The sequence below is a fragment of the Pseudoflavonifractor sp. MCC625 genome (assembly GCF_018784545.1).
Taxonomy (GTDB): Bacteria; Bacillota; Clostridia; order Oscillospirales; family Oscillospiraceae; genus Pseudoflavonifractor_A; species Pseudoflavonifractor_A gallinarum.
This window is the reverse complement of the sequence record NZ_WQOJ01000005.1, coordinates 180,090-202,325: the sequence shown is the minus strand read 5'-3', so window position 1 is coordinate 202,325 and position 22,236 is coordinate 180,090. Positions and strand designations below refer to the sequence as shown.

General features: G+C 65.1%; 23 protein-coding genes. 10 read left to right on the top strand and 13 right to left on the bottom strand.

The window, feature by feature from the left end; all coding sequences use genetic code 11:
* Window positions 1–39: 39 nt before the first annotated feature.
* Window positions 40–432, bottom strand: coding sequence for a DUF5655 domain-containing protein (locus tag GPK94_RS01495; protein ID WP_215654075.1), 393 nt, complete (start codon window positions 430–432; stop codon window positions 40–42).
* 25 nt (window positions 433–457) lie between these two features.
* Complete coding sequence (locus tag GPK94_RS01490) at window positions 458–1,213, bottom strand: EFR1 family ferrodoxin (RefSeq protein ID WP_215654073.1); 756 nt, start codon at window positions 1,211–1,213, stop codon at window positions 458–460.
* Window positions 1,214–1,359: 146 nt separating this feature from the next.
* On the opposite strand from GPK94_RS01490, the gene GPK94_RS01485 reads away from it, so the two are divergent.
* On the top strand, window positions 1,360–1,836 hold the full coding sequence (locus GPK94_RS01485; RefSeq protein WP_215654071.1) for a hypothetical protein: 477 nt from the start codon (window positions 1,360–1,362) through the stop codon (window positions 1,834–1,836).
* Window positions 1,837–2,392: 556 nt separating this feature from the next.
* On the top strand, window positions 2,393–3,223 hold the full coding sequence (locus GPK94_RS01480; RefSeq protein WP_186963714.1) for a hypothetical protein: 831 nt from the start codon (window positions 2,393–2,395) through the stop codon (window positions 3,221–3,223).
* Window positions 3,224–3,288: 65 nt separating this feature from the next.
* Here the strand turns inward: GPK94_RS01480 and bsh are convergent, their stop codons facing one another.
* Both bsh and GPK94_RS01470 read right to left on the bottom strand, forming a co-directional pair.
* The gene (bsh, locus tag GPK94_RS01475; RefSeq protein WP_215654069.1) at window positions 3,289–4,266 is read right to left on the bottom strand and encodes a choloylglycine hydrolase; all 978 of its coding nucleotides are present in this window, start codon (window positions 4,264–4,266) and stop codon (window positions 3,289–3,291) included.
* Between the two features lie 698 nt (window positions 4,267–4,964).
* On the bottom strand, window positions 4,965–6,068 hold the full coding sequence (locus GPK94_RS01470) for a DUF3048 domain-containing protein (protein ID WP_195278969.1): 1,104 nt from the start codon (window positions 6,066–6,068) through the stop codon (window positions 4,965–4,967).
* A gap of 222 nt (window positions 6,069–6,290) precedes the next feature.
* On the opposite strand from GPK94_RS01470, the gene GPK94_RS01465 reads away from it, so the two are divergent.
* The 5 genes from GPK94_RS01465 (at window position 6,291) to tsaD (ending at window position 11,674) form a co-directional block, all read left to right on the top strand.
* Entirely contained in the window at window positions 6,291–6,830 is a 540-nt protein-coding gene (locus GPK94_RS01465; protein ID WP_101692868.1) for a DUF4364 family protein, read from the top strand.
* Between the two features lie 107 nt (window positions 6,831–6,937).
* Window positions 6,938–9,598, top strand: a complete 2,661-nt coding sequence (gene polA, locus GPK94_RS01460; RefSeq protein WP_215654067.1) for a DNA polymerase I — start codon at window positions 6,938–6,940, stop codon at window positions 9,596–9,598.
* A 26-nt stretch (window positions 9,599–9,624) separates the two neighbouring features.
* Window positions 9,625–10,074 (top strand): ribosomal protein S18-alanine N-acetyltransferase, encoded by a 450-nt coding sequence (rimI, locus tag GPK94_RS01455; RefSeq protein ID WP_186963708.1) that lies wholly within the window; start codon window positions 9,625–9,627, stop codon window positions 10,072–10,074.
* Window positions 10,071–10,667, top strand: a complete 597-nt coding sequence (locus GPK94_RS01450) for a GNAT family N-acetyltransferase (RefSeq protein ID WP_215654065.1) — start codon at window positions 10,071–10,073, stop codon at window positions 10,665–10,667. Before rimI ends, GPK94_RS01450 begins: the two co-directional genes overlap by 4 nt.
* Window positions 10,664–11,674 carry a tRNA (adenosine(37)-N6)-threonylcarbamoyltransferase complex transferase subunit TsaD gene (gene tsaD, locus GPK94_RS01445; RefSeq protein WP_215654063.1) on the top strand — a complete coding sequence of 337 codons (1,011 nt, stop codon included), beginning with the start codon at window positions 10,664–10,666 and terminating at the stop codon, window positions 11,672–11,674. The genes GPK94_RS01450 and tsaD overlap by 4 nt, the downstream gene beginning before the upstream one ends.
* A 274-nt stretch (window positions 11,675–11,948) precedes the next feature.
* On the opposite strand, the gene GPK94_RS01440 is transcribed toward tsaD, so the two are convergent.
* Window positions 11,949–12,254 carry a hypothetical protein gene (locus GPK94_RS01440; RefSeq protein ID WP_101692873.1) on the bottom strand — a complete coding sequence of 102 codons (306 nt, stop codon included), beginning with the start codon at window positions 12,252–12,254 and terminating at the stop codon, window positions 11,949–11,951.
* A gap of 173 nt (window positions 12,255–12,427) precedes the next feature.
* Here GPK94_RS01440 and GPK94_RS01435 point away from each other — a divergent pair, with 173 nt between their 5' ends.
* The 3 genes from GPK94_RS01435 to rbr all read left to right on the top strand — a co-directional run bounded on the left by GPK94_RS01435 (window position 12,428) and on the right by rbr (window position 13,998).
* Window positions 12,428–12,811, top strand: a complete 384-nt coding sequence (locus GPK94_RS01435) for a transcriptional repressor (RefSeq protein WP_101692874.1) — start codon at window positions 12,428–12,430, stop codon at window positions 12,809–12,811.
* 158 nt (window positions 12,812–12,969) lie between these two features.
* Complete coding sequence (locus GPK94_RS01430; protein ID WP_101692875.1) at window positions 12,970–13,356, top strand: desulfoferrodoxin family protein; 387 nt, start codon at window positions 12,970–12,972, stop codon at window positions 13,354–13,356.
* Between the two features lie 108 nt (window positions 13,357–13,464).
* Window positions 13,465–13,998 carry a rubrerythrin gene (gene rbr / locus GPK94_RS01425; RefSeq protein ID WP_101692876.1) on the top strand — a complete coding sequence of 178 codons (534 nt, stop codon included), beginning with the start codon at window positions 13,465–13,467 and terminating at the stop codon, window positions 13,996–13,998.
* Window positions 13,999–14,046: 48 nt separating this feature from the next.
* Here the strand turns inward: rbr and GPK94_RS01420 are convergent, their stop codons facing one another.
* From GPK94_RS01420 to larE, 8 genes are read right to left on the bottom strand one after another with little or no spacing between them, the layout of a single operon-like run.
* A complete protein-coding gene (locus tag GPK94_RS01420) occupies window positions 14,047–14,652 on the bottom strand; it encodes an ATP-binding cassette domain-containing protein (protein ID WP_215654060.1) in 606 nt (201 codons plus the stop codon).
* Window positions 14,649–15,584 (bottom strand): ABC transporter ATP-binding protein, encoded by a 936-nt coding sequence (locus GPK94_RS01415; protein ID WP_215654058.1) that lies wholly within the window; start codon window positions 15,582–15,584, stop codon window positions 14,649–14,651. Before GPK94_RS01415 ends, GPK94_RS01420 begins: the two co-directional genes overlap by 4 nt.
* Window positions 15,585–15,601: 17 nt before the next feature.
* The gene (locus GPK94_RS01410) at window positions 15,602–16,423 is read right to left on the bottom strand and encodes an ABC transporter permease (RefSeq protein ID WP_101692878.1); all 822 of its coding nucleotides are present in this window, start codon (window positions 16,421–16,423) and stop codon (window positions 15,602–15,604) included.
* Entirely contained in the window at window positions 16,420–17,415 is a 996-nt protein-coding gene (locus tag GPK94_RS01405) for an ABC transporter permease (RefSeq protein ID WP_346727967.1), read from the bottom strand. Before GPK94_RS01405 ends, GPK94_RS01410 begins: the two co-directional genes overlap by 4 nt.
* Window positions 17,416–17,452: 37 nt before the next feature.
* On the bottom strand, window positions 17,453–19,066 hold the full coding sequence (locus tag GPK94_RS01400) for an ABC transporter substrate-binding protein (protein WP_215654056.1): 1,614 nt from the start codon (window positions 19,064–19,066) through the stop codon (window positions 17,453–17,455).
* A 14-nt stretch (window positions 19,067–19,080) separates the two neighbouring features.
* Window positions 19,081–20,577 (bottom strand): LarC family nickel insertion protein, encoded by a 1,497-nt coding sequence (locus GPK94_RS01395; RefSeq protein WP_215654054.1) that lies wholly within the window; start codon window positions 20,575–20,577, stop codon window positions 19,081–19,083.
* A 1-nt stretch (window position 20,578) separates the two neighbouring features.
* Complete coding sequence (larB, locus tag GPK94_RS01390; protein WP_101692881.1) at window positions 20,579–21,343, bottom strand: nickel pincer cofactor biosynthesis protein LarB; 765 nt, start codon at window positions 21,341–21,343, stop codon at window positions 20,579–20,581.
* A gap of 13 nt (window positions 21,344–21,356) precedes the next feature.
* Complete coding sequence (gene larE, locus GPK94_RS01385; protein ID WP_215654052.1) at window positions 21,357–22,112, bottom strand: ATP-dependent sacrificial sulfur transferase LarE; 756 nt, start codon at window positions 22,110–22,112, stop codon at window positions 21,357–21,359.
* Between the last annotated feature and the right edge of the window lie 124 nt (window positions 22,113–22,236).

The window sequence follows — 22,236 nt, the reverse complement described above, 5'->3', positions numbered from 1 at the left end:
CCCTCTCTCCCGAACAGGAGAAGGGGCGGGGCTTTTGTTTTATTTGTTCTCAGCGAACTGATAGGCCTCCTCGATCCAGGCGAAGAGGGTGTCGTCCAGCTGCTGGGGCGAGGAGACCACCACATGGTGGGTCCAGCGGTTGGGATAGGGCTCCACCGCCACGGCCACGCGGGGGGAGTCCAGCCGGTGGGAGAGCCCGAAGGTCACCAGGATGCAGGTCTTGGGCCAGTCCTTCTTCCGCCGGACCGGCAGGGAGGCGGCGGCGAAGAGATGGCGGTTGTAGAAGCTGATCTGGCTCTTCCGCACCTTGACCGAGCAGGCGGGGAACTGGGCGCACAGGCGGCGGAAGAAGGCCTCGTACAGGGCCCGCTCTTCGGCGTGGCCGTCAAAATAGGCCAGCACGTCGCTCTCATAGTAGGGGGAACATTCCATCACATACTCCTTTCCAGAGCGGGGCTCAGGGCTGGTAGGGGGGACACTGGTAGCGGGCCTTGCCCCGGGTGGCCTTGCCGTACTCGATGGCCGCCGCGGGGCAGCCGCAGAGACAGGCCATGCAGTGGGTGCAGTTCTTCCCCCAGACAGGGCGGCCGCCCTCCAGGTGGATGTTCCCCAGGGGGCAGTCCTGGGCGCATTTGCCGCAGGAGATGCAGGCGGAGGAGACCGTGAAGGGCTTGGCTTTTACGAAAAAGCGGTAGAAGAGCCGGTTGACCGGGCCGGACTTGAGGCGGTCGGGCAGGCCCACGGCGGGGGGCGGGAAGTCCTCCCCGGCCTGGATGCGCGCGGCCGCCTGCTCCAGCGTGGGCCGGACGGCGGCGAGGAGGCGCTTGCTCTCCCCCTCCTCCGGCGCGGGGAAGAGGACCAGGTAGTTGTCCGGCATGACCACCGGCAGGGTGCCCCGGCAGGCCAGTCCCAGCTCCCCGCACAGGGCCCGGTTGGCCCGGTGGGCGTCCCCGATCTCCGCGCCGCAGGTCATGACGAAATAGGCCTCCCGGCAGCCGGAGAAGGAGCTGCTGCGGAGGAAGTCCCGAAAGACCCGGGGCAGCTGCCAGCTGTACGTGGGGGCCACGAAGACCCAGGGGGACTCGGAGTGCAGGCGGGCCGGGCTCCCCTGGCGCAGGTAGTAGGCCGCGTCCACATACGCGTCCCCCAGCCGGTGGGCGAGCATCTGGGCGCAGTAGCGGCTGTTGCCGGTTCCGGAAAAAGAAAGAATCATGGAATCCCTCGCTTTCACATTTGGAACTCTATCATACCACGGGGGACCGTTTTTTCAAAGGGCGGGCCGTTGCGTTTGAGGGGAAAATGGGGTATCCTGATACTACCAAGGCCCCCGCCGGGCGGGGGAGACAGGAGGAAGCGGATATGGAGATCGAACGCCGCTGGCTGGCCCGTGGCTGGCCGGAGAGAGAGCCCGACGAGGTCTGGCACATGGAGCAGGGGTATGTGACCACCCGCCCCGCCGTCCGGGTGCGCAGCGAGCGCCGGGCGGGCGGAGAGGAGCGCTTTCTGCTCTGCCTGAAGCGGGGGAGCGGCCTGAGCCGGATGGAGGTGGAGTTCCCCGTGGAGGAGGCGCAGTTCCGGGCAGTGGCCGCCTTCATCGACAAGCCCTTTATCCAAAAGGAGCAGCGGCGCTACCGTCTGCCGGAGGGGTACACCCTGGAGTGGAACCAGGTGGACGCGGGCACCCCCGAGGGCTACTTCTACGCCGAGGTGGAGTTCCCCACCGAGGAGGCAGCCCTGGCCTGGGACCCCGGGGAATGGCAGCCTTGGCTGCTCCGGGAGGTCACCCAGGAGGGGCAGGAGAGCATGGCGGCCTACTGGGCCCGTACCAGAGGGTAAAAACAAAGGGGTGGCCGGGGTATCCCGGGCCGCCCCCCCTTTACCCCGAAAAAGGGAATAAATGGGATAAACAAGGATAGAACCTTGATTTTTACGGGTAATTTACAAAATGTTCTTGATTTCTTCACGGAATCGTAAGAAACAGGGGTTGTAAATTTACATAAAATAGAGTATACTGAGTACAGATCAAACGAGGGAGGTGATACTATGTTGTATGAGAAGAATCGTGGGACCGATATTGACGATATGATTTTTGGCGGCGATGAGAAGGTCATTCGCAGCGATCGCTAAAAAACCGGATTCCGTCAGGGTTTGTTCCACACCAGACTTTGGTGTGGTTTTTGTTTTATGTACCAAATCAACCGTTTCGAAAGATGGTGAAGGACATGGACACAGAACCGGGCCAGTATTGGAACTGAGCGGCAGGGAGAGGGCATGAGGCCCCAACCCCTGCCGCTTTTTCATGTCCCGGGGGCCGGGGCGGGGCGCACCATTCTCCCGCCCCCTCATAGAATGGCATGGAAGCAATTCCGAACACGCATTAGGAGGTATTGCAATGCCTGAGAAAGTAACCCCCGGCCCTGTGCAGGAAAACACCTGCATCCGGGAAGCCGTCTGCATTGACACCCGAAAGATCTTTGATTCGTGCAAAGATAAGGACTGCATCGAAGATCTGCGGTTCTATCCCACCCAGGATTCCCAGTGCGCCATCGACCGGGCGGTCAGCATCAAGGCCGGGAAGGCCGAGCTGATCTATGTGTACATCGACGTGGAGCCCATCGGGTTCAACCGCGGCTTTTACACCGTGGACGTCCGCTACTACTACCGGGTCACGGCCGACGCCTTTGTGGGCGCGGTGCGTCCGGTGGAGATCAGCGGCCTGTGCGTCTTTGACAAGCGGGTCATCCTCTTCGGCAGCGAGAGCAGCGCCAAGGTCTTCTCCTCCTGCCTGGACGAGGGGCCGGACGCCCAGATGCGCCGGTGCAGCGTGCCCACCGCCGTGGTGGAGGCGGTGGACCCCATCGTCCTGAACATGAAGCTGGTGGACGTGTGCGAGTGCCACCCCTGCGACTGCGAGCTGACCGAGATCCCGCCCTGCATCTGCGCCTGCTTCTGCAGCGACCTGTGCTTCGGCAACCAGGGCAAGCGGGTCTATGTGAGCCTGGGGCAGTTCTCCATCATCCGGCTGGAGCGGGACACCCAGCTCCTTATGCCCATCTACGACTACTGCCTGCCCGAGAAGGAGTGCACCTGCGGCGGCAACGAGGACGATCCCTGTGAGATCTTCCGCCATGTGAAGTTCCCCGTGGATGAGTTCTTCCCGCCCAACCAGGCTCCCGGCACCCCCGCGTGCTACCGGGAGGTCAAGAACGGCTGCATGGTCTAAATCGTACAAACAGCGGCTCCCCCGGTCGGTTTGGCCGGGGGAGCCGCTGCGTGGAAACCTATCGTTTAATTGACCCAGTGTACGTGCTGCTGGTTCTCCAGCGGATAGCAGGAGAGCGCCTCTCCATCCATCAACGCCTCGGTAAAACGCACCCCGTTGATCTGATGGTTTTCGTAGGTTTTATAGTAATAGACCCCATGGGAGGCATCGGCACAGGAGGCATACAGGGTCAGGTCCGGCTTTCCCTCCGGGGTGATGACGCTTCCCCGGACCATGGATACGCCATCCAGGATGTGGAAGAACTGCGTCACATCCTGGATTTCATCCCCGGTAAAGAGGGCGTTCTCCTTCAAAAAGGCCGCCCGCACAAAGCGGGACATGGGGGAGACATCGCCGGGCAGTCCCAGCGCGCCCATGCCCTGCCCGTATACGGCCAGGGGAAGCGCCGGCGCAAAGGTGTTCCTGGGGGGATGGGGCGAGAGGGTCTGATAATTGCTCAGGTTCATCTGCTGGTACGGAAAGGGCGGATTGTTGGTGAGCACCCCCACCGGGTCGGGATAGAGATGGGCCCCGTCCTCCATGACCTCCAGCACCATAGAGCCGGTCCCGTCGGCAATGTGCCAGTGCAGCGGGGCCACCGGATAGCCCGGTGCAAAGGGGAGGTTCAAGAGGTCGATCCCCTTCAGGATGGCTTCGGCCTGCGCCAGGGTCTCACAGCGGCCCAGCACCAGCGGGATCAGCTCGTAGGGGGCCACGGCGTCCGCTGCGGCCTGTTCCGGCGGGGTGTAATAGGCATTTCCGGGGAAATTCAGGCCCGCCATGTAGAGGCCCTTTTCGTTCATCGCCTCCGCATACAGGGCGGTATCCCGATCCACCGTGGCCATGCCGATCATGGCCAGATGGTGCGCCATGGTGCTGCGCCGGTGGAAGTGCAGCGGATGGTTTCGGGGGGTGATCACCACCTGCTGTCCAAAGGAATATTCCAGATCCAGCGTGCGGCCAAACAGCTTCCGGGGGGCAGAAAACGCGACGCTCGTACACATAAAACAGGCCTCCTTGCAACCTTTTTTTCAGTATACCCCGGGAGAGGCCAAAAAGCAAACCTTCCGCTGTTTTCCAGCGGACAGACGCCCCTCGGGTATCTCAACAAGATATAAAGAAAAGCGTATAATATCCTACAAAGAAACCGACGGCGGGAGCACCCCCCTCCCGACAAAATTGTCGGGACCCTCCTGACAAAAATGGCGGGACCCCTCCCGACAAAAATGGCGGAGAGAGTAAGTCAAGATAAGAGAATAGAAAAGAAAACCGAAAAAGAGCGTCCCCGGTCTGAGAGGACCGGAGACGCCCAGGCGGTCGATCACATGGCTTTCTGTCCTTTTAGAGGCAAGAGCCTCGCAGAGTTCCGCCGTCCGCAGACGGCGGAAGGGAGTAGGATCGTGTTTTCCGGCGGCGTGTACGTCGGAAAACACTCTTCTCAGACCGCAAGTATGTGCCCCTTCCCGGGACCCCAGACAAAGCCCAGCGAAGCGGGTTTGTTTGGGAGAGGAGGGGCAAGGGAGTGAAGTAAGCCCTGGCCGTCAGGCCGGGGTGAACGGTACGGACTTTGACCCGACGAGGTGCGCGCAGCGGTCTGCATCCCTCTCGAAAAAATGCCTGCATTTTTGAGAAGCGTGTCGAACTGTTTCGACACGCAAAGCGTCCCCGGTCTGAGAGGACCGGAGACGCCTAAGCTGTCTTCTCAGCCCTGGATCTCCACGTCGGAGTCCAGGGGGACGATGTTCACATAGCTGTGCCCGGCCCCCAGGGAGATGGGGTTGCCGTTCAGGTCGGTATAGCGCAGCTGCTCATTCCGGCCCCCCTTGCTCCAGAGGATGTCGATGAGCTGGCCGCCGCAGGCATAGTAGCCGGTGCCGCCGCTGGTGAGGTCCACCGTGATGCGGCCCTTGTCGTCCCCGCGGATGGCGGAGCACCGGGTCTTGAGGATGAGCACGTTGGTGACCCCCACCTGCTCGCCGGTGTTGCCGTCCACATAGGGCTTTCCGTACTCCTCCACCAGATAGAGCTCCTGCTCCGGGTCGTAGGTGAAGACGCCCGTTTTCACGTTGGAGAAGGGGACGGTGATGGTGTTGGCCGTCACCCCGCCGGAGGGGGTCCCGTCGGGCAGGAAGTTCATCTCGTAGGTATAGCCCTCCTGGTGCTCCTGCCGGAAGGAGTAGCCCGCAAAGCGCTCCACGATGGTCTCGCCGGTGGTGATGACGCTGTGCTCATAGCCCATGTTGCGCCGCCGGTCGGCGTCCCGCCACATCAGGTTGGAGCCGGGGCTGGAGCCGCAGTAGGGCCCGTTGACCCCGTCCAGGGCGGTGACGTTCCAGGCGCGGATCTTCTCATAGGCGTCGGGGCTGCCGCCGGCGTGGATGTAGACCGCGTCGTGGCCCAGGGCCAGCTCCAGATAGTAGGGCCGGGAGGAGCGGATGGAGCCGATGGCCCCCGCCTGACTGGGGTCCTGATAGACCCCCAGCATCCGGGTGATGCCGCCCTCGGCCAGGCACTCATAGATGATGTCGGCGTCGGAGACCCCCACCTGGGGGAGGGCCTGCTTGAGGTTGTTGAGCATGATGGCCACCGGGCGGCGGTTCACATACTCCTCGGCGATGGGCAGTCCCGTGAGGGGATTCACCGGGCCGGTATACTCCGGCTCGGGGGTAGGCGTGGGAATGGGCTCGGGCGTCCGGACCGGGAGGGAGTGCTCCGGCGCGGGGGAGACCTGGGCCGTGGGCTTCCCGCAGGCGCTCAGGCCCAGCAGCAGAGCGAGACAGAGTGGGGCGAGCTTCTTGGTCAGCATGGAAGAAAGCCTCTCTTTCCTGGTAATTCCGGGATAATTTTATGATACCCTCCCGGCCGAACTCTGTCAAGAAAGACAAAAACGGCGGGAAAAATGGGACCGCGGGGCGGCGGAGGAGGGAAAGCCCGCCACGCTCTTGCCAAGCCGGAAAAAATACCGTATAATGACTTTAACTGAGCAGTACAGAGAAAAGACTGCAAACGCAGAAAGGTGGTCCCTTCCATGAGCCGTTTTGGTTTCATCCACGACAAAATGGAGATCAAGTTCCTGGTCCTCTACATTATGGCCCGGGTGGCCTCACCCATCGACTTTCCCACGCTGACCGAGCTGACCATGTGCGACGAGGGCGTGGACTATTTCGATTTTGCCGAGGCGGTGGCCGAGCTGGTGGAGACCGGGCATATGACCCTGGAGGATGGGCTCTATGCCATCACCGACAAGGGCCGCCAGAACGGCGAGGCCTGCGAGAGCAGCCTGCCCTACTCGGTCAAGCACAAGTGCAACGCCAACCTGGCCAAGGTCAACGGCATCCTGCGGCGCAACGCCCAGGTCCGCACCGAGGTGCTGCCCCGGCCGGACGGGAGCCTCACCGCCCGCATGACCCTGGACGACGAGGGGGGCAACATCATGACCATCGAGCTGCTGTGCGTCAACCGGGACCAGGCCGCCCGCCTGTCCGAGGGGTTCCAGGCCAAGCCCGAGCGGGTCTACAACGAGGTGCTGGCCGCTCTGCTGGACAAAGAGGACAGCAAGGACGAATAAGGATACCGCCCCCGGGGATGGAGTGTTCCGTTCCGCGGGGGCGGACTTGTGCCGGGCGGAAAAAGCGGATATAATAGAAGGAATCAGATTCGGGACGGAGGCATCCTATGAAAAAACTCATGGCCATTGACGGCAACTCCATCATCAACCGGGCCTTTTACGGCATCCGGCCCCTCACCACCAAGGACGGCACCCCTACCAACGCCGTCTACGGCTTTGTGACCATCCTGCTCAAGCTGCTGGAGGAGGAGAAGCCAGACGCCCTCTGCGTGACCTTTGACCGGAAGGCCCCCACCTTCCGCCACCTGGCCTATGAGGGCTACAAGGCCCAGCGCAAGGGCATGCCCGAGGAGCTGGCCGCCCAGATGCCCATTCTGAAGGACGTGCTGGACGCCATGAACATCCCCCGCTATGAGCTGGACGGCTGGGAGGCCGACGACCTCTTGGGGACCATCGCCGCCCGGGACACCGCGGCCGGGTGGGAGACCGTCATCGTCACCGGTGACAAGGACTCCCTCCAGCTGGTGAGCGACCACGCCACCGTCAAGCTGGTGACCACCCGCATGGGCCAGACCACCACCCGCAACATGACCCCGGCGGTCTTCCGGGAGGAGTACGGCTTCGACCCCATCCACATCGTGGACCTGAAGGCCCTGATGGGGGACAGCAGCGACAACATCCCCGGCGTCAAGGGCATCGGGGAGAAGACCGCCATGGACCTCATCCAGCGCTACGGCTCGGTGGAGGCCATCTACCAGGGCCTGGACACCCTGGAGGCCAAGCCCGCCGTGCTGAAAAAGCTGCGGGAGGGGGAGGAGGGCGCCCGCCTTTCCTATGACCTGGCCACCATCCGGTGCGAGGCCCCCATTCCGTTTGCCCCCGAGGACAACCTCCGGCAGGAGAGCCACACCTCTGCCCTCTACGACCTCTTCCTCAAGCTGGAGTTCCAGAAGCTCATCGACAAGCTGGGCCTCAAGGCCCCCCAGGGGGAGACCCCGCAGGAGGAGCAGTTTACCGGCACCTGCACCAGCGAGGTGGTGGAGGACCGGGCCCGGGCCGAGGAGCTGCTGGCGCTCTGGCGCGGGCAGGAGAGCGTGAACATGCTGGCCCTGCCGGGGCTGGACGTGGTGGCGGTGGAGCACCGGGTGAACGAGGGGGAGCGCCACGCCGCGGTCCTCCGCGCCGACAAGCTGGAGGGGTACAACGACCTCTTAAAGGCCCTCTTCGCCGGGGACATCAAAAAGAACGCCCACGACGTGAAGAGCCTCCTCTCCCGGCTGCTGGAGGAGGGCATCGAGGGGGATGGCTTTGTCTTCGACACCGCCCTGGCCGCCTACCTCCTGGCCCCCACCGACGGCAGCTATGACCTGGAAAAGCTGGGCATGAGCTGGTTCAACCACGAATACCCCAAGGCCAAGGAGACCTACCTGGCCCCCGACGCCTTCTCCCCCCTGGGGGACGAGGGGGCGGTGCTGGGCGCGCTCCTGTCCCACTGCGCCCTCATCGGGGCGCTGAAGGAGGCCATGGCCCCCCGGCTCACCGAGCTGGGGATGGACAAGCTCTACTACGAGGTAGAGCTCCCCCTGTGCGCCGTGCTCAGCCGCATGGAGCGGGAGGGCTTCCTGGTGGACCGGAAGGCCCTGGGGGAGTTTGGAGAGATGCTGGAGGGGCGCATCCAGGCCGTCCAGCAGCGCATCTATGAGGAGGCGGGGGAGACCTTCAACATCCTCTCGCCCAAGCAGCTGGGGCACATCCTCTTTGACAAGCTGGGGCTGCCCCCCGTGAAAAAGACCAAGACCGGCTACTCCACCAACGCCGAGGTGCTGGAAAAGCTCCGGGGACAGGCCCCCATCGTGGACGCCGTGCTGGAGTACCGGCAGTACACCAAGCTCTCCTCCACCTATGTGGAGGGGCTGACCAAGGTCATCGCCCCGGACGGGCGCATCCACACCTCCTTCCAGAACACGGTGACCGCCACGGGGCGGCTCTCCTCCACCGAGCCCAACCTCCAGAACATCCCCATCCGCACCGAGCTGGGGGCCGAGCTGCGCAAGATGTTCGTGGCCGGGCCGGGAAACGTGCTGGTGGACGCCGACTACTCCCAGATCGAGCTGCGGCTGCTGGCCCACATCGCCGGGGATGAGCACATGATCTCCGCCTTCCGCAGCGGGGAGGACATCCACACCATCACCGCCGGACAGGTCTTCGGCGTGCCCCCCGAAATGGTGACCCGGCAGATGCGCTCGGCGGCCAAGGCGGTGAACTTCGGCATCGTGTACGGGATCTCGGACTTCTCCCTCTCCCAGGACATCGGCGTCACCCGGAAAGAGGCCAAGGCCTACATGGAGCGCTACTTTGAACGGTATTCCGGCGTCCACGCCTATATGACCGATATTGTGGAGCGGGCCCGGAAAGACGGCTTTGTCTCCACCCTGATGGGCCGCCGCCGCTGGCTGCCCGAGCTCAAATCCTCCAACTTCAATATGCGCTCCTTCGGGGAGCGGGTGGCCCTCAACATGCCCATCCAGGGCACGGCGGCCGACATCATCAAGCTGGCCATGATCCAGGTGGATGCCCGGCTGCGGGCCGAGGGCCTGAAGGCCCGGCTGGTCCTCCAGGTCCACGACGAGCTCATCGTGGAGTGCCCCGAGGAAGAGGCCGAGACCGTGAAGAAGCTGCTCACGGAGGAGATGGAGGGGGTCGTCTCCCTGGCGGTCCCCCTGACGGCGGACGCCCACGTGGGCAAGAGCTGGGCCGAGGCCCACTGAGCAACGAGAAAAAGGAGCGGATCACCATGAATTACCAACTGGTCCCCATGGACCGGAGCCATCTGGAGGGCATCGCGGAGCTGGAGCGGACCTGTTTTTCCCACCCCTGGAGCGTGGATATGCTGGCCGAGGAGCTCTACAACGAGACGGCCTCCTTCCTGGTGGCCGAGGGGGAGGACGGCAGCGTCCTGGGCTACGCGGGGCTCCATGTGGTGCTGGACGAGGGCTATATCGACAACGTGGCGGTGGACCCGGCCTACCGGCGGCAGGGGATCGCCGACGCCCTCATCGACACCTTTGTCCGGTTCGGCGCGGCCAAGCTGGCCTTCCTCACCCTGGAGGTGCGGGCGGGCAATGCCCCTGCCATCGCCCTCTACGAGAAGCACGGCTTCTACGAGGTGGGCCGCCGGAAGGACTACTACGACGACCCGAAGGAGGACGCCATCCTCATGACCCGGGAGTGGGACCGGGCATGATGGAGCTGGATATGCGCGTCCTCTCCCGGCAGCAGATGCGGCGCATCTACCGCTGGGAGATGCAGGAGGCCTTTCCCCGGGGGGAATTGAAGCCCCTGTGGACCATCCTGCGCCTGATGGAGCGGGGCGAGTACGACGCCCTGGGCTTCTACCGGGGGGAGGAGCTGGTGGGATACGCCATCCTGCGCCTGGGGGAGCGCTTTGTGCTCCTGGACTATCTGGCCGCCTGCCAGGGAAAGCGGGGCGGGGGCGTGGGAAGCGCCATGCTGGCCGCGCTCCAGCGGCGCTACGCCGCCCCGGGGGGCCTATTGGCCGAAGTGGAGGCCCTGGAGGAAGATCTCTCCCCGGAGGAGGGGGAGAAGCGCCGCCGCCGTCTGGCCTTCTATACCCGAAACGGCTTTTTTGACCTCAACTACCAGGCCGACATCTTCCGGGTGCGGTATGCCATGCTGGGCTGGTCGGCCTCCGGGTCCATGGACACCGGGGAGGCCATGGAGGCCCACCGGGCCCTCTACCGCCTGGGGACGCTGCTGCCCCTCTGCCGGCGCTATGTACACATCCCCATCCAAGAGAAAGAAGGAACGAAACCATGATTATTCTGGCTGTGGAGTCCTCCTGTGACGAGACCGCCGTGGCCGTGGTGCGGGACGGGCGGACGGTGCTCTCCGACGCCATCGCCTCCCAGGCCGATATGCACGCCACCTACGGGGGCGTGGTCCCGGAGATCGCCTCCCGCAAGCATGTGGAGGCCATCGCCGCCCTGGCCGACCGGGCCCTGCGGGAGGCCGGGATCGGAAAGCAGGACATCGACGCGGTGGCGGTCACCTACGCCCCCGGCCTCATCGGCGCGGTGCTGGTGGGGGTGAACTTTGCCAAGTCGGTGGCCTACGCCCTGAAAAAGCCCCTCATCGGGGTACACCACGTGCGGGGCCACATTGCGGCCAACTACATCACCCATCCCGATCTGGAGCCCCCCTTTGTGTGCCTGTGCGTCTCCGGGGGCAACACCATGATCGTGGACGTGAAGAGCTATACCGAGATGGAGATCTTGGGGGCCACCCGGGACGACGCGGCGGGGGAGTGCTTTGACAAGGCGGCCCGGGTCCTGGGGATCGGCTACCCCGGCGGGGCCCCCATGGACAAGCTGGCCCAGGGGGGAGACGATACCCGCTACGACCTGCCCCGGGCCCATGTGGCGGGGGCCGAGCTGGACATGTCCTTCTCCGGGCTCAAGACGGCGGTGGTCAACCTGGTCCACAACGCCAACCAGAAGGGGGAGGCGCTGGATCTGCCCGGCCTGGCGGCCTCCTTCGGCGCGGCGGTGAGCGACACCCTGGTGCCCCGCACCATGGCGGCCGCCCGGAAGTGCGGCTACGGCAAGATCGCCATTGCCGGCGGCGTGGCGGCCAACTCCCGGCTGCGGGCCGACCTGGAGCGGGCCTGCGCCCAGAGCGGGGACAAGCTCTATCTCCCGGCCCTCTCCCTGTGCGGGGACAACGGGGCCATGATCGGCTGCCAGGGCTACTATGAGTATCTGGCCGGAAAGCGGGACGGGATGGACCTGAACGCCTACGCCACCCGGGATATCAGTAAAGGCTAAAGCGCGCTGCGCTTCTCAAACATGCAAGCATGTTTGAGAGAGGGATGCAGTCCGCGCGCACACTCGCTGCCGCTCGCACACTTGCGGCCTGAGCAGTGTTTTTTCCGAGGCACATGTCCTCGGAAAAAACGATTTGATTTCATTCCGCCGTCTGCGGACGGCGGAATTCTGCGAGGCATCCCACGCCCAAAACAGGCGCATATCGTTGGATACATGGAAAAAGAGGGCCGGTTCCCATGGCGGGAGCCGGTCCTCTCTATGCAAAGGGGCGGGGTCATTGGACGGCATTTTTGATGCCGTCGCCCACATCCCGGGCGGCGTTGCTCACTCCGTTGCCCACATCCCGGGCCGCGTCGCCCACGCCGTCGGCCGCGCCCCGGACCACATCGCCCGCGCCGTCCAGCACACCCTTGGCCGCGTCACCGGCGCCGTCGATGGCGTCCTGGACCGGGTGGTCGGAGTTGGTGGGCGCCATGGTGGGCGTAGGCGTGGGGGAGGACATGGGCTCCGTGCCGGAACAGCCCGCCAGCCCCATACCGATCACAAGGGTAAGCGCAAGGATACAGAAAATCCGTTTCATGGGATAGCCTCCTCAATGGTTTCAAATACTTGAGATGTGCATCTGACGCTAGTCTGCGCAAAACCGGGGACATTCATACCGGAAGTTTTTCAAAATTAGGGCTTGCCAAACGGCGCAACATCTGCTATATTAATAACAGTAATAATTACTGATTTAAAGAAAGGAGACGGTCGATGAAAGGAAAACGCTATTCCAGACAACGTGAACTGATCTATGAGGCCCTGATGGGGACCACCGAGCATCCCACCGCCGAGATGATCTATCAGTGGCTGAAACCGGAAAATCCAAACCTGAGCCTGGGGACCGTCTACCGGAATCTGAATCTGATGGCAGATGAGGGAAGGATCACCCGCATGGCCTTCCCCGTGGAGCGATATGACGCAAATACCAAGTCCCATCCCCATTTTCAGTGCGACCGGTGCGGAGGGGTCTATGACATGGACCTGCCCTACCGGGCGGATCTGGACGAGGAGGCCCTGGCCCACAGTGAGCACCAGGTCACAAGACATGAGCTGCTCTTCCACGGGATCTGCGCCCAGTGCAAGACCCTCCACTGAGTCCCCGTATCCCTTGTAGTTTGCCCGTTAAAATGTTACGATTAGAGAAGCTGAGAGAAAAGATTTGACCATTATCCCTTGTAGTTTGCCCGTTAAAATGTTACAATTGGAGAAGCTGAGAGAAAAGATTTGACCATTTTATTAAGGAGGATTTTATCATGGAAATGAAGTTGTACCGCTGCGCCCACTGCGGCAACATCGTGTTCAAGGTCGTCGACAAGGGCGTGCCCGTGGTCTGCTGCGGCGAGCCCATGCAGGAGCTGGTCCCCAACACCACTGACGGCGCCCTGGAGAAGCACGTCCCCGTGGTGGAGAAGACCGCCCACGGCAGCGGCTATTCCGTCACCGTGAAGGTGGGCTCCGTGACCCATCCCATGCTGCCGGAGCACTATATCAATCTGATCGCGGCCGTGTCCGGCGACACCGTGACCTTCCGCTTCCCCCAGCCCGGGGACGAGCCCGAGCTCAAGACCTTCACCCGGAACGAGAAGGTGGAGGCCTATGAGTACTGCAACCTGCACGGCTTCTGGAAGGGCGAAGGCTAACGCCCAGCGGGCCGAACCCGTTCGGCCCGCTTCTCAAAAATGCAAGCTTTGACCGCCTGTGATCGGATCTAAATTTTGAATCAAAGAATAGAAAGGAAGGACAGAAATATGGAACTGAAGGGCAGCAAGACCGAGGCCAATCTGTGGAAGGCGTTTGCCGGAGAGAGCATGGCCCGCAACAAGTATACCTACTTTGCCAGCAAGGCCAAGAAAGAGGGCTTTGAGCAGATCGCAGCCATCTTTGAAGAGACCGCCGGCAATGAGAAGGAGCATGCCAAGCTCTGGTTCAAGGAGCTGGGCGAGCTGGGCGATACGGCCGCTAACCTGAAGTCCGCCGCCGCCGGCGAGAACGAGGAATGGACCCAGATGTACCGTGAGATGGCCGAGACCGCCAAGGAAGAGGGTTTCGAGCGCCTGGCCTTCCTGTTCGAGGGCGTGGGCAAGATCGAGAAGGAGCACGAGGAGCGCTACCTGGCTCTCCTGAAGAACCTGGAAGAGGGCGCCGTGTTCCAGAAGGGCGACGTCTACGTCTGGAAGTGCCGCAACTGCGGCCACCTGCACGTGAGCAAGGAGGCCCCCGAGGTCTGCCCCGTGTGCGCCCATCCCCGCGCCTACTTCGAGCTCCAGTGCAAGAATTACTAATCGCTTGAATCAGCAAAAAGCCTCCCGAACCATGTTCGGGAGGCTTTTTTATGTCAGTGGGTGGATGCGGGTACAAAGCCGCTCCAGCAGGAGGGTGTTGTGGCTGACGATGACCAGCCCCAGCTCTCTCTGCCGGGCCTCTTCCAGGAGGAAATCCCAGATCTGGGCCTGGGTGATGAGATCCAGCATGGCGGTGATCTCGTCGCACAGGAGGTAGCGCACCCCCTCCCGCAGGGCCCGGGCGATGCAGAAGCGCTGAAGCTCCCCGCCGGAGAGCTCCAGGGGATAGCGCTCCAGCCAGGCGGGCTGGATGTGCAGGGCATCCAGCAGGCGGTCTTCCACCGGACCCGCCTCATAGAGGGTCTCGCCCAGGCGGAGGAGGGGGTCCACCGCCGTCTCCGGGTGCTGCCAGATCATCTGCACCGGGCAGAAGCCCTTGTAGGAGGAGAGGGGGCGGCCGTCCAGCAGGACCTCCCCCCGGTCGGGCCGCTCATAGCCGGAGAGGAGCTTGCACAGGGTGGTCTTGCCCCGGCCGCTGGGGGCGGAGAGCCCCACCCGTTCGCCGGGCTCCACTGTGAGGGAGACCCCCTCCAGCACGCTCCCCCGGCTCCGGCGGGGATAGCGGAAGGTGAGATCTTTGGCCTCCAGACTCATTCCATCACCTCCCCGGGGAACGTACAGCGGACCATGCCGCCCCGGAAGGAGCGGTAGGCCGGATGGGTCTCCTGACAGTCCCCCCGGCAGCGGGGACAGCGGGGGGCGAAGCGGCACCCGGGCGGCATCTCGCCGGGGGAGGGCTGGCTGCCCGGGATGGGCCGGAAGCCGTTCTGGGGGAGGGCCGCCCAGAGCGCCCGGGTATAGGGGTGGCGCAGGCCCCCCGGCGTGGTGAAGTCGGCGGCGGCGGCCTCCTCCACCGTCTCGCCGGCGTAGAGGACGGCCACCCGGTCGGCGATGGTGAGGGCCAGCTCCAGATCGTGGGTGATGAGGAGGACCCCCGCCCCGCCGTCGGCCAGCTCCCGGAAGTGGCCCAGGATGCGCCCGGCGGCCCGGGCGTCCAGGCCGGGGGTGGGCTCGTCGGCGATGACCAGGCGGGGGGACTCCATCACGGCGGTGGAGATGAGCACCCGCCGGGCCATGCCGCCCGAGAGCTCAAAGGGATAGCGCTCCTCCGTGTCGGGGGGGAGGCCGTAGCGGGCGAGGACAGCCCGGCAGGCTTCCCGGATGCGCCCCTCCCGTCGCCCCTTGCAGATCTGGGGCCCCACCTTCATCAGGGGGTCCAGATAGGTCACGCCCTGGGGGACCAGCACGATCTCCGTCCCCCGCAGGGCGGCGGTCCGGGCAGGGGTGAGGGGCTCCCCCCGGTAGCGGATGACTCCCTCCCGGGCGCTGTTGGCGGGGAGGATGTCCAGAAGGGCGTGGGCCAGCAGGCTCTTGCCCGAGCCGCTGGAGCCCACCACGGCCACCACCTGCCCCGGGGCGATGGACAGGGACAGGTCGTGGATCACCGGGAGGGTGCGCTGGTGGGCGCCCCGGTCGTATTGCCGGAAGGAGATGGAGAGTCCTTCCACGTCCAGAATTGGTTCCATGGCGGAACCTCCTTTCCTCATTGATGGGCGCTGGCGGGGTGGAGCAGGCGGCGCACACCCTCCCCCAGCGCGGCGAAGAGCAGCACCACCAGCACCAGGGACAGCCCCGGGAAGAGGGCCAGCCACCATTTCCCGGTGGTGAGGTAGCGCATGCTCTCGGACAGAATCACCCCGATGGCGGGCTGCTCCGGCGAGAGGCCGAACCCCAGGAAGGTCACGCTGGCCTCGTGGAGGATGGCGTGGGGGAACTGGAGGATGAGCCCGGTGAGGAACTGGGGCAGCAGGTGGGGGAGCATGTGCCGCCGGATGATCCGGCCCCGGGGCACGCCCAGGCGCTCAGCGGCCCGGACATAGGTGGTCTGGCGCAGCTGGAGGACCTCCCCCCGGATGACCCGGGCCAGGGAGGGCCAGTGGCTCAGGGAGACACCGGCCACCACTCCCACAAAGCCCCGGCCGAAGGCCAGGGAGATAAGCATGACCAGCAGGATATGGGGGATGCCCAGAAAGAGGTCGATGCACCAGGAGATCACGGCGTCGGCCCGGCGGCCCAGGGCGGCGGTCACCCCCAGCAGGACCGAGAGGAGGGCGCTCACCACCGCGGTGAGAAGGCCGATGCGGATGCTCAGGGAGAGGCCGGTGAGGGTGCGCGCCAGCATGTCCCGGCCCATCCAGTCGGTGCCGAACCAGTGGCCGGGCCCGGGGGCGAGCTGCTTGTTTGCAAAGTCGGTCTCCATGGCCAGGGGCTGGAACAGGAGCCCGGCCACGGTGACGGCGCACAGGAGAAGGGCGGCGCAGCCCAGCAGGGCCAGGGTGCGCTTGCGCTGATTCCAACGGCTCATGAGTGACGGGCCACCCCCCTTCGGATGCGGGGGTCCACCGCGCCGTAGAGGAGGTCTGCGCTCAGACTCCCCAGAAAGACGATGGCGGCGGTGACCACGGTGATGCCCAGCAGGAGGGGCAGATCGCTCCCCAGGCCCGCCGTGACGGCGGCCTGCCCCAGACCGGGGTAGGAGAAGACCTGCTCCACCAGCACGGAGCCCCCGATGATCTCACTGATGGAGGTGAACTGGAGGGTGATGGCAGGCAGCAGGATGTTGCGCAGGCCGTGGCGCAGTAGGATGGCCCGTCCCGACTCCCCCCGGGCCCGGGCGAAGAGGACATAGTCGGAATCCAGTACGTCCACCACCTTCTCCCGGGTGTGCAGGGCGATGTTGGCCACTCCCGTGATGCTCAGGGTCACGGCGGGGAGGATGGCGTGGGAGAGCAGGTCCTGCCAGGTGACCTGTGAGGCCTCCATCCCGATGGGGACGGCCAGCCCGATGGGGAGCCAGCCCAGCCACACCGAAAAGATCATCAGCAGCAGCAGGGCCAGCCAGAAGGCGGGGGTGCTGGAGATGATGAGGCAGTACCCCCGGATGAGCCGGTCGGGGAGCCTTCCCCGGGTAGCCCCGGCCAGCAGGCCCAGGGTTACCCCCAGGACGCCGGACAGGACCCAGGCCGTGACCATCAGGCCCAGGGAGCTCACAAGCCGCTGTCCGATGACCTCCATGACGGGCTGGCGGTAGAGCAGGGAGGTGCCGAAGTCCAGCCGGAGGGCGTCGGACAGCCAGCCCAGATAGCGCTGGGGGAGGGGCTCGTTGACCCCCCAGTACTCCTCCAGACGGGCGATCTGCTCCTCACTCATGGAGCCCAGGGCGGCCTGGCCCACGTTGGTCTGGAGGGGGTCCAGGGGGGAGAGGGACATGAGCAGAAAGGCCACCAGGCTCACGCCCAGCAGGAGCAGCGCCATGCGCAGGAGTTTTTTGCCCGCAAATTGCAGACGGTGTTTCACACAAAGGCCTCCTCTTGCAGCGGCAGAACGCCGGGGATCAGGACCAGCTCCACTGGTCCACGTTGTTCACGATGGACCAGCCGTGGCCGTGGGGGTGGATCTTCTGCTCGGCCACCTGGAGCCCCTCTCGGACCCAGTAGAGGTGATCCACGTTGACCAGCCACACCCAGGGGGTGTCGCCCTCCTGGGTGACGCCGGTGGAGCCGTCCCACTGGGCCTTCTGCCAGAGCTCGTAGGAGGTCTCCAGGTCGGTGCACTGGAGGGCCTGGTCCATGTAGGAGTCCACGGCGGCGTTGGCGTAGGGGGAGTACCCGGCAAGGCCGGTGTCCCCCGACGTGTGGTAGATGTTGTAGAGCTCCATGGGGGTGTGGGCGCCCCAGCCCCAGATGAGGGGCTCGGACTGGGCCCGGTCATAGGCGGTGTCCCAGCCTACCCCCTCGATGGAGGTGGAGATGCCCAGCTCCTGGAGCTGCTGGGCGAAGTCGGCGCACAGGGCCTGGCGGACCGAGTCGCTGCTGGGATAGAGCAGATGGAGCTCGGCCTTCACGCCATCCCGCTCCCGGATGCCGTCGCTGCCCAGGGTCCAGCCGGCCTCGTCCAGCAGGGCGGCGGCCGCCTCGGGGTCGTACTCCACCTGGGAGGCGGGGTTGTACCAGGGGAGCTGGTCACACACGCTGTACGCCGGGGTGCCGTAGCCGTTGAGGACGTTCTCGATCATCTCCTCCCGGTCGATGCCGATGTTGATGGCCCGCCGGACGAGGACGTCAGAGGTGAAGTCGTTGCCGATGGCCTGGCCCTGGGCGTCGGTCCCGGCGGGGACGGCGGGGAGGTTGAAGCCCCGGTTGTCCACGGTGCGGTAGGCCGTGAGGGAATACCCCGCCACACTCTGGTCGGAGTAGGTGGCCGAGGTGTAGGCCAGGTCCACCTGTCCGGCCTGGACGGCCAGGAAGGCGGCGTCCTCCTCCAGGAAGAGGATGGTGACCCGGCGGATGGTGGGGGCCTCGCCGTAGTAGTCGGGGTTGGCCTCCAGAATGATCTGCTGGCCCTTGTCCCACTGCTTGAGGACGTAGCGGCCCGAGCCGATGGGATTCTGGCCGTAGGTGGCGCTGTCATAGGCGTGCTCCGGCACGATGCCCACCACCGCCATGGTGTAGGGCCAGATGGAGAAGGGGGTGTTCATGTGGAAGGCCACGGTGGTCTCGTCCACCGCCTCGGCCCGGTCCAGCATGGTGAAGTCGTTGACCGAGCTGGACTCCTTCACGGTGTTGTAGGTGAAGGCCACGTCCTCGGCGGTGAGGGCCTCCCCGTCGGTGAAGCGGGCGTCGTCCCGGATGGTGACCGTCCAGGTGAGGCCGTCGTCGCTGACCGAGTAGCCGGTGGCCAGGTCGTAGCCGATGGTGAGGTCGGGCTTGGTGACGGTGAGGGTGCTCTGGATGAGGGGTTCATGGACGTGCTCCCCGGCGCCCCAGCCGAAGGCGGGGTCGAAGCCGGCGGCCGGCTCGGAGTTGGTGTCCATGGCGATGACCACCGAGTCCTTCCCGGCGGACGAGGCGGGCGTGGGGGAGGGGGAAGCCGTCCCCTGACAGCCCGTGAGGATGCCCGCCCCCAGGGCGGCGGTGAGGAGCAGGGAGAGAAGAGATTTCTTGGACATAAGGACCTCCTGGATCAGACGTGGCGGAGGATGTCCCGGGCCATCTCCTCCAGGGAGACGCCGCGGCTGCGGGCCAGGGCGGCCACATCCTCATATTCGGGCTTCACGTGGGTCACGCCGTACCCCTGGGCGGTCTTGACCCGGACCGCGCCCCAGGGGGTCTCCGCCTCCCGGACGGAGGGGGTGAGGAAATACTTCCCGCACCGGCGGGCCCGCAGGCCGTTGGTGGTGGTGAGGGAGAGGATGTGCCGGGCCAGGTCGCCCTCCTGCTCGGGGGCGCACAGGACGGTGAGCACCTGGCCGCTGCGGCCCTTCTTCATGGTCCCGGGCAGGGTGTACACGTCCAGGGCGCCCAGCTCCAGCAGGCGGGCGCAGGCGAAGGAGAGGGACTCGGCGGTCATGTCGTCGATGTTGCACACCAGCTCCACGATCTCGCCGTTGGCCTCCTCGGCGCTCTCGCCCCAGAAGGCCCGGACGCAGTTGGCCTGCTCAAAGACCTTGGTGCCGATGCCGTAGCCCACCTTCTGGGTGCACATCACCGGCATGGGGCCGAAGGAGTCGGCAAAATGGGCCAGAAGGGCGGCCCCGGTGGGGGTGCACAGCTCGCCCTGGACCGCCCCGCCGTAGGTGGGGACCCCGGCGAGAAGGGCGGCGGTGGCGGGCGCGGGGACGGGCATGATGCCGTGGGCGCAGCGGACGGTGCCGCTGCCCACGTGGATGGGGGAGACCACGATGCGCTCGGGCCGGAGCAGGTGGAGGGCATAGCACACGCCCGTCACATCGGCCACGGCGTCCAGCGCGCCCACCTCGTGGTAGTGGACGTCACCCACCGGGCAGCCGTGGGCCTGGGCCTCGGCCCGGGCGATGGCATCATAGACCCCGCGGGCGTGGTCCTTCACCTCCTGGGGGAGGGGCAGATGGTCGATGAGATGGGCGATGGCGCCGGGGGTGGCGTGGTGGTGATCGTGCCCATGCTCATGGTCATGGTCATGGTCATGATCGTGGTGGTGGTGATGGTCGTGGTCATGGTCATGGTCGTGGTGGTGATCGTGCTCATGGTCATGGTGATGGTCATGCTCATGGTCATGGTGATGGTCATGCTCATGGTCATGCTCATGGTCATGCTCATGGTCATGCTCATGGTCATGGTCGTGGTCATGATGATGCTCATGACCGTGCTCGTGGTCGTGGTCGTGCTCGTGGTCGTGCTCGTGGTCATGGTGATGGTCATGCTCATGGTCGTGGTCGTGGTGGTGGTCATGCTCATGCTCATGATCATGGTGATGATCGTGACCATCGGTCCCCTCCTCGACGCCGTGGACGGTCACATGCATGTGGGTGCCCGCGATGCCCGAGGTGACGCCACGCTCGGCCTCCAGGTGCACGCCGGGGAGGGGCAGGTGGTTCATGGTGTCCAGGAAGGCCTCTTTGTCCTCCAGGAGCTCATAGAGGGCGGAGAGCAGCATATCGCCTGCCGCGCCCATATTGCATTCCAGATACAGTGTTTTCATCTCAGGATTCCTCCAAACCTTCCATTTGATTGATCATACTGGCCAGATACCCGGCCCCGAAGCCGTTGTCGATGTTGACCACGCTGGTGCCCGACGCGCAGGAGTTGAGCATGGAGAGCAGGGCGGAGAGTCCCCCGAAGCTGGCTCCATACCCCACGCTGGTGGGGACGGCGATGACGGGGCAGTCCACCAGACCGCCCACCACGGAGGCGAGGGCCCCCTCCATCCCGGCCACGGCCACCACGCAGCGGGCGCTCATGAGCACGTCCAGGCGGGAGAGCAGGCGGTGGAGCCCCGCCACCCCCACGTCGTAGAGCCGGGTGACCTGGTTGCCCATGGCCTCGGCGGTGAGGGCGGCCTCTTCAGCCACCGGCATGTCGCTGGTGCCGCCGGTGGCCACCACGATGTTGCCCAGAGAGGTCCGGGGACCGGGGAAGGCGATGCCCAGCCGGGGAGAGGGGTGGTACTCCAGGGGGAGGGCGTCGGCCACCTGCCGGGCGGCGTCGGCCTCCATGCGGGTGATGAGGATGTTGCGGCAGCCCCGCTCTCCCATGGCGGAGGCGATGCCGATGATCTGCTCCGGCGTCTTGCCGGCGCCGTAGAGGACCTCAGCCGCCCCCTGGCGGATGTTGCGGTGGAAGTCCACCTTGGCATACCCCAGGTCCTCAAAGGGGGACTGCTTGAATTCCAGCAGGGCCTGCTCCGGGGAGGTGTCCCCGGAGGCTACCGAGCGCAGGAGCTGTAAGATCTCATGCTTGTTGTCCATAAAAACTCCTTTCTCAGCGGGAGGGGGTGCGTGCTTCCAGATCCAGCAGCACCGCGGAGAAGTGGGGGGCGAGCTGCTTCAGGATCTCCTCCCGGCGCTTGAGGAGGCCCTCCATCTGGTCGGCCGGGATCTGAATACGGGCGGCATCCCCCGCCAGACGCACCCGGAAGTCGGAGAAGCCCAGGGCGAAGAGGGCGTCCTCCGCCCGCTCCACCCGCTCCAGATCGGCGGCGGTGATGGGGGTGCCGGTGGGAATGCGGGTGGCCAGACAGGCATAGGCGGGCTTGTCCCAGGTGAAGAGCCCGGCCTCCCGGGAGCGGGCGCGGACCTCTTCCTTGGTCAGGCCGCACTCCCGCAGGGGGGAGCGGACCTCCAGCTCCCGCAGGGCCCGCATGCCGGGCCGGTCCCCGGCGTCGTCCGAGGCGTTGGTGCCGTCCAGGAGCAGGGTGTGGCCGTCGGCGCGGGCTCGCTGCCAGAGCAGGGAGAAGAGGGAGCGCTTGCAGTGGTAGCAGCGGTCGGGGCCGTTGGCCGCGGCCTCGGGGACGGCGAGGACGTCGGTCTCGATGACCGTCATGGGCACGCCCAGCTCCTGGGCCAGCCGGCGGGCGTCCTCCCGCTCAAAGGCGGGTTGGAAGGCGGTGCTCACATAGTAGGCGTGCACGTCGCAGCCGTAGGCCCGGGCGGCCCAGAGCAGAAAGGCGGAGTCCACGCCGCCCGAGAAGGCGACGGCGGCTCTGGGGTGGTCGTGGAAGAATTGTTCCAGTGTCATAGAGTCTCCTTTCACAGAAAAAGAAGGTATCTGTCCTCCTTCCGGGGGACAGATACCTTCCTGGTATCGACAATCGTAGAACACGCGGGGACGGAGGTCCGGGAGGGCTGCGGCGGCTTCTGCC